We start from the raw sequence: 14,571 nt of genomic DNA, 5'->3' as shown, positions 1-14,571 counted from the left end.
CCCCCTCTCTCCCCCATGCGCCACCACCCCCTTGGTCTGCTGCTGGTCCTCGTGGCCGTCGCCGTCGCCGTCGCCGGGTGCGAGGACGCCGTCGACCCGACCGTCGGGCTCGACGTCCCGTTCTCGCTCTACGGCCAGCTCGACCCGACCGCCGACCGCCAGGCCCTCCGCGTCGTACCCATCGCCCTGTCGCTCGACGCGCCCAGGGACACGATCGACGCGGCGGTCACGTCGACCGACCTCGCGACCGGCGCCACGACGGCCTGGCGCGACTCGCTCGTCACGTTCGCCGACGGCTCGACGGGCCACGTGTTCGTCGCCGAGATGACGCCCCGGCCGGGCTCGATGGTCCGGGTCGACGCCCGGCGCTCGGACGGGGCCGTCTCGTCGGTGACCGTCGAGGTCCCGCCGCTCGCTCAGCCGACCGTCGACGAGCCCATCTTTCTCGGCAATGCCATCGGCTACCCCGTCCGCATCGCGACCGTGCCGAATGTGCTGAACGGCCAGTTCATCGCCACGGTCGCTGGCCACCCGGACGACCTCCCCGGGGTGGCGCGACGCATTCTCATCCCCGTTCAGGCGCAGCCGGAGGAGACGGCGCCCGGGGTGTGGGAGATCGACGTGCCCGTCGTCACCGCGCTCCGGCGCTATCTCGAGCAGCACGGCCTCTTCCGCACCGGCCTCGGCATCGTCACCGTCGAGTACAACGTGTTCGTGACGGGGCCCGGCTGGACCCCGCCGTCAACGGATCCCGATGTGCTCGTCGAGCCCGGCACGTTCTCCAACGTCGAGTCGGGGCTGGGGTACGTGGGCGGAGGGTACCGGACGTCGGTCGAGTGGATCCTCTCCCCCACCGTGGCCTTCGACGCCGGGTTCTCGCCCGGTGACGACCCTGCCGGGGCCCTCACCTTCAACGAGATCCTGCCCGGGGAGCGCGCGTGGGTGGAGTTCTACAACCCGACGCTGAGCCCTATCTCGCTGGACGGATACAGCCTGTCGAACTACGAGTCGGAGCCCCGACTCCAGCGGCTGCGCGGGGAGGTGGTGCCCGCGCGGGGGTTCCACGTTGTTCCCCTGTCGTTCCCCTACGGCCCCGACCTCTTCCTCTTTGGGGCGTCCGGCGAGCTCATCCTGAAGCAGTTTCCCAACTTCGACCTCTCCAGCAATTCCGGCGGCGAGATCTCGTACGGCTCCTACCCCGACGGCTTCTCCAAGATCATCCGCAAGACCATCGGGCTCAGCGAGCGGATCTACGACCTATTCCGAGGCCCGCTCGTCCCCACCCCTGGCCGCCCCAACGAGCTAGGGATCGACCTGGCCGTCCTCAACGAGATCAACACGGAGGGAGCCCGGGGCTGGGTGGAGACGCTCACCCTCGACCCACGCGCCGACTCGCTCCGCGTCCTGTTTGAGGAGGAGCAGGCGGGTGCGTCGCGGAGTTCTGCGGGCCGCGTCGTGCCGACCGCGAACGGGTTCGGCGTGGCCGAGGAGAACGGCCGGGGCCTGACGTTGCCGCAGTCCGGAGCCGGTCTGTTCCTGCTGTCGTACTACCGCGAGACTCGCTTTTCCGGCACCCCGGGGTTCCCCCCTGAACTCGACCGGCAGCTCCAGTTCCGCGTGATCGACTACTACCGCTACGGGGGCCAGACGCCGGGCCGGACGGTCGGCCGGCTGCCCGACGCGCGCGGCCCGTGGACCCCCGAGCTCCGGCCGACGCGCGGGGCCCCCAACGCGAGCGCCCGCCTGGGCCTCTAGCCGTCGCCATGCGTGTCTCCCTCCCGCTCCCCCGGCTGCCGATTGGGCTCGTGCTCCTCGCCACCGCCCTGACGCTCGCGGGCTGCGAGGACTCCGTCGACCCGACGGTCGGGCTCGACGCGCCGTTCTCGGTCTATGGCTACCTCGACCCGACCGCTGCCCGCCAGGCCATCCGGGTCGCGCCCATCACCGACCTGCTCGACGACTCGACGTCCGTCGTGGCCTCGGTCACCTCCACCGACCTCTCGACCGGCGCGGTCACGCCGTGGCGCGATTCGGTGGTGACGTTCCCCGGCAACCGGACGGGCCACGTGTTCGTCGCCGACCTCACGCCGACCCCGGAGACGACCGTCCGCATCGAGGCGCAGCGCTCCGATGGGGCCACCTCGACCATCGACGTGGCGGTCCCCCCGCTCGTGCAGCCGGCGGTCGCGTCGGCTCGGGGGGTGGGAGGCAGCGTCGTGTACCGTGTCGCCTTCGAGGGCGCCCCGCGCGTACTCAACGGGCAACTCCGGCTCACCGTCTCCGGGCTGCCCTGGCTCGCGCCCGGGGAGACCGGCGTGGTGGTCGTGACGGAGGGCGTCCAGCCGACCGAGGCCACGCCCGGGGAGTGGGTCGCCGACGTCCCGTTCGCCGCCGCCGTCCGCCGGGCGCTCGAGACGCAGGGCCACATCGACCGCCGCCTCCGGCTCCTGGCCGCCGAGTACGTCGGGTTCGTGACGAACGCGGCCTGGGCGCTGCCGACCCGCGACTCCGACGCGCTCGCGGAGCCGGGCCTGTTCTCGAACGTCGACGGCGGGCTCGGCTTCGTCGGCGCCGGCTACCGGGCCTCGACCGCGTGGATGCCCCCGGCGGCCGTCCAGATCGCCGCCGGGCTGTCCGCCCCGGCGGACGGCCTCTTCGGCGTCGTGCTCAACGAAGTCCAGGCGGGCGGCCCCGCCAGCTGGGTCGAGCTCTACAACCCCACCATCACCCCGACCGACCTGTCCGGCTACAGCCTGTCGGACGAGGCGGACCGCCCGGAGAAGGTGCAGCTCGGGGGGGCGGTGCTCGCGCCGGGCCAGTTCGTCGTGGTCCCCTTCCCAGACCCGATCGCGCCCGGCGATACGGTCGCGCTCTACGGTCGGGCCCGGGAGCGCATCGCGACGCTCCGCACCGAGCGGCTGGCGGACGGCGTCTCGGTGGGCGCGTTCCCCGACGGCGCCCCCCGCCACGCGCTGCCGGACGGAGCCGACCTGTTCCGCGGCCCGCTCCGCCCGACCCCCGGGCTGCCCAACGCGTTCGGCCTTGAGGTCGCCGTCGTCAACGAGGTGTTCACCGAGGGCGCGGACGGGTTCGTCGAGGTGGTCCGGGTCGGCGAGGGGCACGAGGCGGAGGCCCCGATCGTCTTCGACACCCTGCCCCTGTTCTCTCTGGGGGTCGCCGCGAGCGGGCTCGACCTCGGCGTGGCGGCCGAGACGCCCGGCAGGCTCGAGCTCGCGCAGATCGGGGGGACGCTCTACCTCGCGGTCCGCTACCGCGACCGCCGCATCGCCAAGGCCCCCTTCCGGACCCGCGTCGTCGACGTGCGCCCGTACGGCCCTCAGGTGCCCGGCCGCTCCGTCGGGTACTTCCCCGACCCGCTCGACCCCTGGACCCCCGGGCTCCGCCCGACGCGCGGCGCGCCGAACGCGAGCGCCCGCCTGAGGATGCAAGCGGCTGGCGCCGGCGGGCTCAAACGAAAAGGCCCGGCCGACAGAGCGTCGGCCGGGCCTCGAATCGTTCGGCGGTCGCTTAGTTGAGGTGGGCGACCAGCTCCTCGCGGCGGTGCTTCTGGCGGAGCTTGCGGAGCGCCTTCTCCTTGATCTGGCGGACGCGCTCGCGCGTGAGCCCGAACCGCTGGCCGACCTCGACGAGCGTGAGCGGCTGCTCGTGCCCGATCCCGAAGTACAGCCGCGTGATCTCGGCCTCGCGCGGGTGCAGCGTGGCGAGGGCCCGCTCGATGTCGATGTTGAGGCTCTCGTTGGTGAGGTCCTCGTCGGGCTGCTCGTAGTTGTCGTCGGCGAGCACGTCGAGCAGGCTGTTGCCGTCGTCGTCGTCGAACGGCGCGTCCATCGACAGCGAGTGGCGGCTGTGCTGCAGGCCCTCGACGACCTTCTCCTCCTTGAGGTCGAGCTCCTTGGCGATCTCGTCGGGCGTGGGCTGGCGGCCGAGCTCCTGGGCCAGCCGCGCCGAGGCCTTGCGCATCTTGGACAGCGTGCCGACGCGGTTCAGCGGGAGCCGGACCGTGCGGACCTGGTCGGACAGCGCCTTCAAGATCGACTGACGGACCCACCAGACAGCGTACGAGATAAACTTGAAGCCACGCGTCTCGTCGAACCGCTGGGCGGCCTTGACCAAGCCGTAGTTGCCCTCCGAGATCAGGTCGGCGAGCGACAGGCCCTGGCCCTGATACTTTTTGGCCACCGAGACAACGAACCGGAGGTTCGCGCGGACCAGTTGGTGGAGCGCGAGCTGATCGCCCTGCTTGATCTTCTGGGCGAGATCGACCTCCTGGTCGGGCGTCAAAAGCGGGACCTGACCGATCTCTTGGAGATACTGGTCAAGCATCCGTTGACTGCGCGGGACGTACATCGTCGTCTTGGGTCTATGAGATAAAAGTGGGAGCCCTCCCGTGCCCTCCAGGCACAGCCGACGAAGGTAGGGGAAGACCCCGGGCGCGCGTCGGGCGAACCGGGGTCGTATCGACGCTTCAGGGTGGAGTTCCTTAACAGTTCGGTTTTCGCGCCCCCTCCGCGTTCCATGCGGGGCGAGCACGCAAGCCGGTGCGGCGGGTGGGACACCGGCACGGACCTCCCTTCCAGTCCTTGGGCCACAGGCGGTTAATCGAGCCTCACCGGGCAGCGCCGGAACGGGGCCGTGACACCGAGACGAAGTGAGACCCCGCTAGCCGGCCCTCCCGGACTCGAGGGCTTGGCGGAGATCCTCCCACAGGTCGGTCGCCTCCTCCAGCCCGACCGAGACCCGGACGAGCCCGGCGGTGATGCCGCCGGCCGCTCGGGCGTCGCCGGTCGAGACGCGCTGGGTCAGGCCGGCGGGGTGCTGCGCGAGCGTGTCCGTCGAGCCCAGGCTGACGGCGGGCGTCGCGAGGCGGAGCGCGGCCAAGAAGCGGGCGGCGGCCGTGTGCGCGCCGGGCCCGTTGGGCGTGCCGTCCGGGCCCAGGATCTCGAACGACAGCATCGGCCCGGGCCCGCTGAGCTGGCGCCCCTCCCCCACCAGCCCGCCGTCGCGGCCGGGGCGGCTCGGGTGGTAGACCGCCCCCACGCCTTCGTGCGCGTCGAGCCAGGCGGCGAGCGCGGTCGCCGTCTCCTGCGCACGTCGCACGCGGAGCGGCAGCGTCGCCAGCCCCCGGTGGAGGGCGTAGGCGGCCTGTGGGTGGAGGTTGGCGCCGGTCAGGATCCGGACCTGCCGCAAGCGCGCCGCCCACGCGTCGCTGCACGCCACGACGCCCGCCAGCACGTCGCCGTGGCCGCCGATGAACTTGGTGGCCGAGTGCATCACGAGCGCCGCCCCGTGCGCGAGCGGCTGCTGCAGAACGGGCGTCGCGAACGTCGAGTCGACGAGCACGGGCACGCCGCCGGCCTGGGCGACCACGTCCGCGATGTCGATCACGTCGAGCGTGGGGTTGACGGGCGTCTCGATGGAGACCAAGCAGGTGTCGGGACGGACCGCGTCGGCGACGCCGTGGGCGTCGGTCCAGGTCACGTCGAGGCCAAGGAGGCCGGATGAGAGGAGCTTATCGGTCGTCCCATAGATCGGGCGGACGCCGACGACGTGCTGCTTGTCGTCGGTCTTGGCCGCGAGGTATGCGGCTGTAAGTGCGGCCATCCCGCTGGCGAAGGCCACGGACGCCTCAGCGCCCTCCATCGCCGCCAGCCCCGCCTCGAATCGGGCGACGGTCGGGTTGTGCAAGCGCGAGTAGACGGGCCCTCCGTCGGTCGGGCCCGCGCCGCTCATCATCGCGTCGAGGCTGTCGACGGCGGCGTCGAGCGACTCGAACGGGTACGTCGTCGACTGGTCGAGGGGCGGGGCGTGCACGCCGAGCGCACGGAGGTCGTCGCGGCCGGCGTGGACGGCCAAGCTGTCGGGGTGGAGAGGCATCAGGGGTCAGGAAAGAGGAATCAGGGGCACGACTCACCGCACCCCACCGGCGCCGCGGACGGACGCCCCCCTGACTCCCGATTCCCGATCCCTGATCCCTGATCCCTACAAGCTCCCCGTCACCACCAGCACGTCGTACAAGGCGTGCGTCCAGGCGGCGACGGCGAAGCCGCGGACCAAGAAGACGGCGTTCAGCGCCAGCCCGAACAGGAACCGGAAGGTGAACACGGACAGCGTGAACGGGTCGCCGAACGCGCCGATGTGGTGGACGGCGCTGAAGACGAGCGCCCCGACGACGGCCGCGACGATGTAGGCGCGGCGGTCCGCCAGCGGCGACACGCGGCGCAGGAGCAGGAACAGGCCGCCGACCAAGATCACGCGGAACACCAGCTCCTCGTAGAGCCCGGCGCCGATGCTGAGCGCCAGCTGGAGCCCGAGCCCGAAGTCCGCGAGCTGCGCCAGCGCGAGGCTCGGGACGACCCAGCTTCCGAAGATGGCGCCGACGACGCCGCTCACCAGGAACGCCAGCACGACGGCATAGACCAGCGACTCGGCCACGATCAGCCCGAACCATTTTGCCCGGAGGGGCGGCCGGCGGGCCCGCTCGCGCCACATCACCACGGCGCCGAGGGCGACCACGAACGCCCCGATGGCGGCCCAGCCAGTCCCGCCGACCGACGCGATCAGTCCCTTGAGCCACACGTCCGCGCCGACACGGACCTGGGCGGGCGAGTCGCCATTCGCCAGGATCACGCCGACCTCGTAGAGCACGAAGAGGGGCAGCGCGGCCAGGAAGCCATACGTCGCCGAGCGCGTCGCGGAGAGGTAGGTGACGGGGGCGACGGGGCCGGGCGCGGGGTCGGAGGCCGGGGTCGGGGTCGCCAGCTGCTCCATCTCGTCCGCGAGGCGGGCGGACTCGGCGGCGAGGCGGGCGGTTTCGTCAGCGGGCGACGGCATGGGGGACGAGCGGGGGACTCCGGCCCCTACGCACGTCGCCCGGCTGAGATGCGCGGGCCCTGGTCGCCACGGGGAGGCCCGGAGCGGAGAGGGACGGAGGCGGAGAGATTGAACAACCTCCTTCGGTCCTCGTCTCCTCTTTTCGCCCCTCCTTCCCTGTCCCTAGCGCACCTCGCGCAGGTCGACGCGGCGGGCGGCGTTCGGGTCGAGTTCGAGGGCCGTCGCCGCCGCCGCCGAGAGCTCGATGAGGTACGACCGGCTGACGGGGCCGCGGTCCGTGACGCGGGCGAAGGTGCTGCGCCCGCTGGTGGGGTTCGTCACCAGGACGACGGTCCCGAAGGGCAGCGTGCGGTGGCTGACGGTAAACGCCAGCGGGTCGTAGGCCTCGCCGCTCTCGGTCGGCCGCCCACGCATGACGTCGGGGTAGACGAGCGCCAGGCCCGACTCGTCGGGGTCGCGGAGGTCGGCGCGCGAGGCGACGGCCGGGTTGACGGCGAGGGGCAGGCGGAGCATGGTCCCGGGCGCCAGCGGCGCCGTCGAGAGCGCGTTGAGGCGGGCCAAGGCGTCGACGTCGATCCGGAGCGCGGCGGCGATCGAGTACAGCGTCTCGCCGGGCTCGACGAAGTGGACGAGGTCGGCCGCGACCGTCGTCTCGTTGATGGACCACGCGCGCGGCGGGCCGATCGGGACCGGCCCCCCGGCCACCGGGGCGCCGACGCCCCCGCCGCCCACGACGAGCCGCTGGCCGATCTCGATCTGGTCGCCGGTGATCCCATTGAGCCGGCGGAGATCGTCCACAGACGTGTCGTAGCGGAGGGCGATGCGGAAGAGCGTCTCGCCGGCCGTGACGACATGGACGAGCCCGCTGGAGGCCCCGCCGCGAGGGGCGGGGGCGTCGGGCGTCGGGCGCTCCGGGATGGCCTCGCCGACGCCGGGGGGCGGATCGGGCGCCTCCAGCCGGGGCGGCTGGCCCTGGGGGGCGCGGTTGGTCAGGCGCAGCGTCTGGCCAACGGTGATGTAGTTGTCCTCGAGGTCGTTGAGCGTGCGGAGTGCCTCGACGGTGAGCCCGTTCGCGCGCGAGATGCGGAAGAGCGTGTCGCCGGGCTGCACGACGTACGTGTCGGCCTGCTGAGCCAAGACGGGCTCGGCCGCCAGCGAGGCGAGCGCGAGGGCGAGAACGAGGGCAATTCGGCGGGTCATGCGGAAGGGGCTAGTCGTCGAACTCGGCCTCCAGAAGCGCGCTCTGGAGCTCGGCGCGGGCGTGGAGGTCGCCGGCCGAGGTGGCCGCGCCGATGCCGGCGCGGTACGTGTCGAGCGCATCGTCGTCGCGGCCGAGCGCGCGGTACAACGCGCCGAGGTGGAAGTACGTGCCGACGTAGTCGGGCCGGTCGGCGACGAGCGCCTGGTAGAAGACGAGGGCGCGGTCGGTGTCGCCACGCTTGGCGTGCTCCTGCGCCAGCGCGAACCGCGTGAACGGGTCGTCGGGGTCGTCGGCGAGGAAGCCCTCCAGGGCGGCGATGCGGTCCATGCCGCAAGATAGGCGGGCCGCGAGCGGGGCGTTCGGTCCTGAAGGGTCGGCTCGGGCGTGCGGATGTGCAACGGCGGAGGCGTGGGTCGGGAATACCGGACGCCGAAGCGCCGGTCGGTGCCCGCGACAGGCCGGTTTGCACTGAATAAGCTGTCGGCAGAGCCCGGCCTCCTCCAAGGACACGTCATCCCGAGCCGCGCGCGTGATCTCAGCGCATGCCCTCAGCTTGGGACCCACGGCAGAAGAGGCTAGACGGCCGTGCTGAGATCACGCACATGCATTCGGGATGACGTTGTGGAAATGAGGCGCGCCTTCCCCAGCCAGCGGCTCAACGGCCCTCCTCGTCTGACTGAGGCGGGAAAGGCTACCAGCTTCCGCCCGCGCCGCCGCCGCCGCCGAAGCCGCCGCCAAAGCCACCGAACCCGCCCCCGCCGAAGCCGCCGCCGCCGCTGCCGAAGCCACCGAACCCGCCGAACCCGCCGGTCGGGACCACGATGACGCCCGGCCCGCGCCGCCGCCGCCGCTGCCCGCCCGATCCGCTCGACTTCGGGGGCGGGCCGTGGCGCGACGACAGCACGACGAGCACGATAAAGATGACGAACAGCACGCAGAGCACGGATGGGATCCCCCCCTCGCCGTTGCCGGTCGCGGCGGTCGGCGCTTGGAACTCGCCGGAGAGCGCGGCCACGATGGCGTCCGTCGCCTGGTCGATGCCGGCGTAGTAGGCGCCCTCGCGGAAGCGCGGGACGATGATCGAGCGGATGATGGTGCCCGACGTCGCGTCGGTCAGCGCGCCCTCGGCGCCGAAGCCCGTCGTGATAAACACCTCGCGGTCGGCCAAGGCCACCAGCAGCACGACGCCGTCGTCGATCCCGGTGCGGCCGACGCCCCACTCGCGCAGGATCTCCGTCGCGTAGTCGACCGGCGCCACGCCGTCCGTCGTCTGGACCGTGACGACGGCGACCTGGGAGCCGGCCGAGTCGGCGAAGGCGACCAGTTTGCGTTCGAGCGCGTCGACCTCGGCGGGCGAGAGCGCACCCGCGAAGTCGTTGACCAGGCGCGGCGGCGAGGGCCGCGCGGGGATGTCGTACCGCGACTCGTACGGGCGCCCGTTTGGGGCCGCCGCCCCGCTGGCGACGGCCACCAGAAGGGCGAGGGCGACGAGACGGCGGAGCACGGGCACGGGGGCGGGACGATCGGGAGCGAGCGAGAGCCGACGACTAGTCGAAGGTGATGGTCGGGGCCTCCTCGGCGCCGGCCTGCGCCTCGAACGTCGCGCGGCGGTCGACGCCCGCGAACCCGGCGACCAGGTTGGTCGGGAACGTCCGGATGCGGCCGTTGAGGTCGGCGACGGCCTGGTTGTAGTCGCGCCGAGCCGTGGCGATCCGGTTCTCCGTGCCCTCGACCTGGTCCTGCAGGCGCAGGAAGCCCTCGTTCGCCTGCAACGTCGGGTAGCGCTCGGACACCGCCAGCAGGCGGCCGAAGGAGCTGCCGAGCGCGGCCTGCGCCTCCTGGTAGCGCTGGAGCGCGGCGGGGTCGTCGAGGTCGTCAGCGCTGATCTGGATGGAGGTCGCGCGGCTGCGCGCCTCGATGACCTCCTGGAGCGTCTCGCTCTCGAAGTCGGCCTGGCCCTGGACCACGGCGACCGCCTGCTGCACGAAGTCGGCGCGGCGCTGGTACTGGGTCTCGACGTCGGCCCACGCGCGCTCGACCTGCTCGTCCTGTTGGACCAGGCTGTTGTAGGAGCCGCACCCCGCACAGCCGGCGAAGCCGACGAGGAGGACGATGACGAGGAGGGCGATGGCGCCAGTGCTGCGCATGGGTCGGACAGGGGGATGGGGCGGCACGTTACGCCGGACGGTGGGAAAGGATGCCTCCCCCCCGGGCGGTTCCTCTCGGGCACGCGAAACCGCACGGCGCGAGCGCCCAGATCGGCCCGAGGTTTCGCGCCCCATCCTCCCCCCTGCCGATGCGCACGATCGCCGCCCTCCTCCTGCTCACCGTCGCTCTCCCCCTCGCCGCCCAGCCTGGGCCCGACGACCCGGGCACGTGGGCCCAGACCGCCAAGGGCGTCCGAATCCTGGGCGGCAGCGGGTCCATCGTCCGGTTCCAGAGCAACACGTCCGCGACCCTCTCCCCCCGTGTCGGCCGGTTCGTCGCCGACAACCTCGCGGTCAGCGCGAGCGTCACGCTTGGCTACAGCCGGTCCACGTCGGACGTGCAGGGCACGTTTTCCAACACCCAGCTCGGCGTGGGCCCCACGGTCACGTACTACCTCGGCAACGCCGCGGGCGCCGCGCTCCGGCCCTTTGTCGAGGGCGACCTCACGCTGTCGTACACGCGCTTCAGCAGCGACCTGAGCAGCGCACTCGGCAACGGCGCCGTGTCGGACACCTCGGTCGGCGGCGGGCTGTCGGCGGGCGTGGAGCTGCCCATCGCACGCAACGTGGCGCTCCGGGGCGAGGCGTTCTACCAGACCTCCGACCTCACCTTTGACAACGAGTTCTCGTTTTACGGCGTGCAGGTCGGGTTCTCGACGTTCCTGTACTGAGCCGCTGGCGCCAGCGCCCCGGCCGGGCGCCGTACGTTCCCGTCTCCCCTGGTGCCATGACCGACTTCCGAGACCGCATCACGATGGAGCCCGGCAAGCGGGGCGGCAAGCCCTGCATCCGCGGCTTGCGCATCACCGTGTACGACGTGCTGAGCTACCTCGGCTCGGGGATGACCGTGGACGAGGTGCTGGCGGACTTCCCGAGCCTGGAGCGCGAGGACGTGCTCGCGGCGCTGCAGTATGCAGCAGAGCGCGAGCGGGGTCTTGCGGAGGCATAGAAATGTGAATTTGGGCAATCAGGACTCCACGACATTCCGCCACGCTCCATTTCCGTTTGCAGTTAGACAAACGGAAGTACACATTCCGGAAACGACTGGACATCCGTGTGCTCCTCTTCGACCACGATCTCTCCTGGCGACTCGCCGCCCGACTGGTCGATGTCTTCCCCGGCTCTGTCGCCGTCTCACAGGTGGGGCTTGATCGGGCGGATGACCTTGAGGTCTGGCACCACGCGAAGGAGCACGGGCTGATCGTTGTCGCGAAGGACGCGGACCTGTTGGACATTGCGGTCCTCCGAGGTCCGCCCCCGCACCTCGTCCGAATCGCACGCGGCAACTGTTCGACTGCCGAGATCGAAGAGGTTCTCCGCGACGCAGCCGACGCAATCCTCGCGCTCCCAGGGTCGCAAACCGCTGTATTGACGCTCAACTAGCGTAACCGCGCCGCCAGCGCCTCGGCCGGGTGGAGCGCCTGGCGCCCCGTCGTGTGCTCGATCTGCTCGCGGCAGCTCGTCCCCGCCGCGACGACGACCGCACTGGGCGCGGCGCGGACGGCGGGCGCGAGGCGGTCCTCGGCGATGGCGACCGACACGTCGTAGTGCTCGGCCTCGTAGCCGAACGCCCCGGCCACGCCGCAGCAGCCCGCCTTCGTCTCGGACACCGCCAGCCCGGCCGCGCCCAGGCAGGCGTGGCTGGCGGTCATCGTCGACAGCGCCTTCTGGTGGCAGTGGCCGTGGACGAGCGCGTCGGCCGCATCCGCCCAGTCGAGGGCCTCTAGGCGGTCGGCGTGCGCCGCGCACCACTCCTCAAACGTGACCGCCGCCGCCGCGACCGCGCGGGCGTCGTCGGACTGGACGAGGCGCGGGATCTCGTCGCGCAGCGTCAGGATGCACGACGGCTCCAGGCCGACGATCGCGACGCCGTCGTGCGCGAGCGGGGCGTACGTCTCGACGAGCCGGTGCGCGAGGCGCGTCGCGTGGGGCAGATAGCCCTTCGAGAGGTACGTCCGCCCGCAGCAGCGGTACGGCGGGACCTCGACGCGCGCCCCGGCGGCGGTCAGGACGGCGAGCGCGGCGCGGGGGATCGACGGCTCCTGGAAGCGGCCGAAGGTGTCGGCGAAGAGCGCCACGCGCGGGCCGTCGCCGGCGGGCGCCGGGGCCTCCTTTTCTGAGAACGGGTTCGTCGCGAACGGCGGGAGCGCTCGCTCGCGCGAGACGCCGATCGCCGCGAGCGCCGCGCGAGCGGGGGGCAGCCGGTTGACGACGTTCGCCACGCGCGCCAGCGGTCCGGCGACGCGCCGGGCCACGACGGGCAGGTGCGCGAACAGGCGCGTCCGCGCCGAGGGCGTCTCGGACTCCCACTTTTTGGACTGCCAGACCGTCTTGAGCGCCGCCATGTCGACCGACGCCGGGCACTCGGCCTTGCAGGCCTTGCACGAGACGCACAGGTCGAGCGCCTCGGCCACCTCCGGCCCGGTGAGCGCGTCGAGCCCGCCCGACAGCGCCTCGCGGAGCGCGTTCGCCCGGCCGCGCGTCGAGTCCTTCTCCTCGCGCGTCGCCATGAACGGTGGGCACATCGTGCCGACGTCGGTCTTGCGGCAGACCGCCGACCCGTTGCACGCCTCGACGGCCGCCAGAAACCCGATGTCTTGGCCGGCCGAGTCGTAAAACGCGAGGCCGGTCGCGACGGGCGACGGGCGGTAGTCGGGCCCCATCCGCAGCGCCTCCGTCAGCGGCGGCACGTCGACGATCTTGCCGGGGTTGAGGCGCCCGCCGGGGTCGAAGGCGCGCTTGGTGGCCTGGTACGCCGCGTAGAGGGCCGGCGAGTAAAACGCCTCCGCCAGCGCTCCGCGCGCGCGTCCGTCGCCGTGCTCCGACGCGATGACGCCCCCGTACTTTTTCGCGAGCCGCGCCGACGCCCGGGCGATCCGCTCCATCGCCGCGACCTGCTGGGGCTGGCGCAGATCGAGGAACGGGCGGACGTGCAGGCAGCCCGCGCTCGCGTGCGCGTAGATGACGGCCTCGACCGCGTCGGCGGCCATGGCCTCCTCGAGTTCGCGGATGTACGCCGGGAGGTGCTCGACCGGCACGGCCGCGTCCTCGATGATGGCGGCGGCCTGGACCGGGAGCCGCGCGCTCATCGCCAGCCCCAACCCCACCTTGCGGACCGCGTACACGTCCGCCATCCGCGCCTCCTCTTCCAGATCCGTGATGACGGCGCCCGCGCCGAGGTGCCGCCGCAGGCTCGCGAGCCCCTCGCGGCACTCGCCCAGCGAGGCCCCGCTGTACTCGACGATGAGAAGCGCCGCCGGGAGCTCGCCGTGCGGGCCGCGCTGGACGAAGTGGAGCTTGGGCGCGTACTCGGTCACGTCGAGCGCCCGCTCTAGGGCGATCCGGTCGAACAGCTCGACGGCCGTCGGGCCGGTTTCCAGAATCCCCTCGACGGCCTCCAACGCCGCCATCCGCGAGTCGTAGTGGACGACGCCCAGCGTGGCGTGCCCCGGCTTCTCCACGAGCCCGAGCGTGATCTCGGTCGCGAACGCGAGTGTGCCCTCGGACCCCGCCAGCAAGTGGGCCAGATTCCGCGTCCCGTCCCACACCCGCCCCGGGCCGCGGTCGACCTCGGGCGCCTCCATCATCCGCTCCAGCCGGTACCCGCCCGCGCGCCGCCACCACCGCGCCGTGTCGGTCCGGATCGCGTGCTCGTGGACGGTGAGGAGCGCGTCGACACGCTTGGTGATCTCGCCGAGCGTCCCCGACTGCCGGGCCTGGTGCGCCCACGCCTCGGGCGAGAGCGCCCCGAAGTCGGCGGGCGTCCCGTCCGCCAGCAGGACGCGGGCCGACTCGGTCCAGTCGACGACGGCGCCGTACTGGATGGAGTGCGTGCCGGTGGCATTCGTGCCCAGCATCCCCCCGAGCGTGGCGCGGTTCGACGACGCGGGGTCGGGCCCGATGGTCAGGCCGTGGACGGCCGCGGCGCGGTTGAGGTCGTCGAGGACGACGCCGGGCTGGACGGTCGCCGTGCGGGCCTCCGCGTCGAGGGCGACGATCTCGCGCAGGTGCTTCGTGGTGTCGACGACCAAGCCGCCGGAGACGGCGGAGCCGGCTAGGCTGGAGCCCGACCCGCGCGCCGCGAGCGGGACGCCGTACGCGGCGGCGGCCTCCAGCGCCGCCTGCACGTCGTCGGCGTGCTTGGGGATCAGCACCCCGAGGGGCGGCTCGCGGTACAGGCTCGCGTCGGTGGCGTAGAGCGCTTTGGAGAGCGCGTCGAGGCGGAGGTCCCCGGCGAGGCGGGGGCGGACGGCGGCGGCGAAGGCCTCCAGGCGGGCGGTCTCGATCTCCATGCCGGAACGTACCGCCAAT

The 14,571-nt window shown here is 72.4% G+C and carries 13 protein-coding genes; 5 read left to right on the top strand and 8 right to left on the bottom strand.

The features are described 5' to 3' along the window. Positions 1-15: 15 nt before the first annotated feature. Together ACLII4_RS06435 and ACLII4_RS06430 are read left to right on the top strand one after the other, a co-directional pair. Positions 16-1,755, top strand: coding sequence for a hypothetical protein (locus ACLII4_RS06435; RefSeq protein WP_412070073.1), 1,740 nt, complete (start codon positions 16-18; stop codon positions 1,753-1,755). A gap of 8 nt (positions 1,756-1,763) precedes the next feature. Beyond that, on the top strand, positions 1,764-3,536 hold the full coding sequence (locus ACLII4_RS06430) for a lamin tail domain-containing protein (RefSeq protein WP_412070072.1): 1,773 nt from the start codon (positions 1,764-1,766) through the stop codon (positions 3,534-3,536). Here ACLII4_RS06430 and ACLII4_RS06425 read toward each other — a convergent pair. The 7 genes from ACLII4_RS06425 to ACLII4_RS06395 form a co-directional block, all read right to left on the bottom strand. Beyond that, on the bottom strand, positions 3,529-4,368 hold the full coding sequence (locus tag ACLII4_RS06425) for an RNA polymerase sigma factor RpoD/SigA (protein WP_412060671.1): 840 nt from the start codon (positions 4,366-4,368) through the stop codon (positions 3,529-3,531). The genes ACLII4_RS06430 and ACLII4_RS06425 overlap by 8 nt on opposite strands. 312 nt (positions 4,369-4,680) lie before the next feature. Then, a complete protein-coding gene (locus tag ACLII4_RS06420; RefSeq protein WP_412070071.1) occupies positions 4,681-5,895 on the bottom strand; it encodes a trans-sulfuration enzyme family protein in 1,215 nt (404 codons plus the stop codon). Between the two features lie 105 nt (positions 5,896-6,000). Continuing rightward, positions 6,001-6,852 carry a CPBP family intramembrane glutamic endopeptidase gene (locus ACLII4_RS06415; protein ID WP_412070070.1) on the bottom strand — a complete coding sequence of 284 codons (852 nt, stop codon included), beginning with the start codon at positions 6,850-6,852 and terminating at the stop codon, positions 6,001-6,003. Positions 6,853-7,014: 162 nt separating this feature from the next. After that, positions 7,015-8,052, bottom strand: a complete 1,038-nt coding sequence (locus tag ACLII4_RS06410; protein WP_412070069.1) for a LysM peptidoglycan-binding domain-containing protein — start codon at positions 8,050-8,052, stop codon at positions 7,015-7,017. A 10-nt stretch (positions 8,053-8,062) separates the two neighbouring features. After that, positions 8,063-8,380 (bottom strand): tetratricopeptide repeat protein, encoded by a 318-nt coding sequence (locus tag ACLII4_RS06405; RefSeq protein WP_412070068.1) that lies wholly within the window; start codon positions 8,378-8,380, stop codon positions 8,063-8,065. A 364-nt stretch (positions 8,381-8,744) separates the two neighbouring features. Further along, positions 8,745-9,557 carry a TPM domain-containing protein gene (locus ACLII4_RS06400; RefSeq protein WP_412070067.1) on the bottom strand — a complete coding sequence of 271 codons (813 nt, stop codon included), beginning with the start codon at positions 9,555-9,557 and terminating at the stop codon, positions 8,745-8,747. A 43-nt stretch (positions 9,558-9,600) separates the two neighbouring features. Next, entirely contained in the window at positions 9,601-10,200 is a 600-nt protein-coding gene (locus ACLII4_RS06395; RefSeq protein ID WP_412070066.1) for a LemA family protein, read from the bottom strand. 149 nt (positions 10,201-10,349) lie between these two features. Here ACLII4_RS06395 and ACLII4_RS06390 point away from each other — a divergent pair, with 149 nt between their 5' ends. The 3 genes from ACLII4_RS06390 (at position 10,350) to ACLII4_RS06380 (ending at position 11,643) form a co-directional block, all read left to right on the top strand. Further along, positions 10,350-10,931, top strand: coding sequence for an outer membrane beta-barrel protein (locus ACLII4_RS06390; RefSeq protein WP_412070065.1), 582 nt, complete (start codon positions 10,350-10,352; stop codon positions 10,929-10,931). Positions 10,932-10,987: 56 nt separating this feature from the next. Then, on the top strand, positions 10,988-11,209 hold the full coding sequence (locus ACLII4_RS06385; RefSeq protein WP_412070064.1) for a DUF433 domain-containing protein: 222 nt from the start codon (positions 10,988-10,990) through the stop codon (positions 11,207-11,209). Between the two features lie 107 nt (positions 11,210-11,316). Next, positions 11,317-11,643, top strand: a complete 327-nt coding sequence (locus tag ACLII4_RS06380) for a DUF5615 family PIN-like protein (protein ID WP_412070063.1) — start codon at positions 11,317-11,319, stop codon at positions 11,641-11,643. Here ACLII4_RS06380 and ACLII4_RS06375 read toward each other — a convergent pair. Then, on the bottom strand, positions 11,640-14,552 hold the full coding sequence (locus ACLII4_RS06375) for an FAD-binding and (Fe-S)-binding domain-containing protein (protein ID WP_412070062.1): 2,913 nt from the start codon (positions 14,550-14,552) through the stop codon (positions 11,640-11,642). The two genes, ACLII4_RS06380 and ACLII4_RS06375, sit on opposite strands and share 4 nt — an antisense overlap. Between the last annotated feature and the right edge of the window lie 19 nt (positions 14,553-14,571).

It is taken from the genome of Rubrivirga aquatilis, from assembly GCF_046845665.1.
GTDB lineage: Bacteria > Bacteroidota > Rhodothermia > Rhodothermales > Rubricoccaceae > Rubrivirga.
Note: the sequence above shows the minus strand (reverse complement) of the source record. Positions and strands in the feature narration are given on the sequence as shown.

Excerpts from the sequence above, each read along its gene's own strand:
- ACLII4_RS06435 (WP_412070073.1), top strand. The coding sequence starts at position 16 with ATGCGCCACCACCCCCTTGGTCTGCTGCTGGTCCTCGTGGCCGTCGCC.
- ACLII4_RS06430 (WP_412070072.1), top strand. The coding sequence starts at position 1,764 with ATGCGTGTCTCCCTCCCGCTCCCCCGGCTGCCGATTGGGCTCGTGCTC.
- ACLII4_RS06425 (WP_412060671.1), bottom strand. The coding sequence starts at position 4,368 with ATGTACGTCCCGCGCAGTCAACGGATGCTTGACCAGTATCTCCAAGAG.
- ACLII4_RS06420 (WP_412070071.1), bottom strand. The coding sequence starts at position 5,895 with ATGCCTCTCCACCCCGACAGCTTGGCCGTCCACGCCGGCCGCGACGAC.
- ACLII4_RS06415 (WP_412070070.1), bottom strand. The coding sequence starts at position 6,852 with ATGCCGTCGCCCGCTGACGAAACCGCCCGCCTCGCCGCCGAGTCCGCC.
- ACLII4_RS06410 (WP_412070069.1), bottom strand. The coding sequence starts at position 8,052 with ATGACCCGCCGAATTGCCCTCGTTCTCGCCCTCGCGCTCGCCTCGCTG.
- ACLII4_RS06405 (WP_412070068.1), bottom strand. The coding sequence starts at position 8,380 with ATGGACCGCATCGCCGCCCTGGAGGGCTTCCTCGCCGACGACCCCGAC.
- ACLII4_RS06395 (WP_412070066.1), bottom strand. The coding sequence starts at position 10,200 with ATGCGCAGCACTGGCGCCATCGCCCTCCTCGTCATCGTCCTCCTCGTC.
- ACLII4_RS06390 (WP_412070065.1), top strand. The coding sequence starts at position 10,350 with ATGCGCACGATCGCCGCCCTCCTCCTGCTCACCGTCGCTCTCCCCCTC.
- ACLII4_RS06385 (WP_412070064.1), top strand. The coding sequence starts at position 10,988 with ATGACCGACTTCCGAGACCGCATCACGATGGAGCCCGGCAAGCGGGGC.
- ACLII4_RS06375 (WP_412070062.1), bottom strand. The coding sequence starts at position 14,552 with ATGGAGATCGAGACCGCCCGCCTGGAGGCCTTCGCCGCCGCCGTCCGC.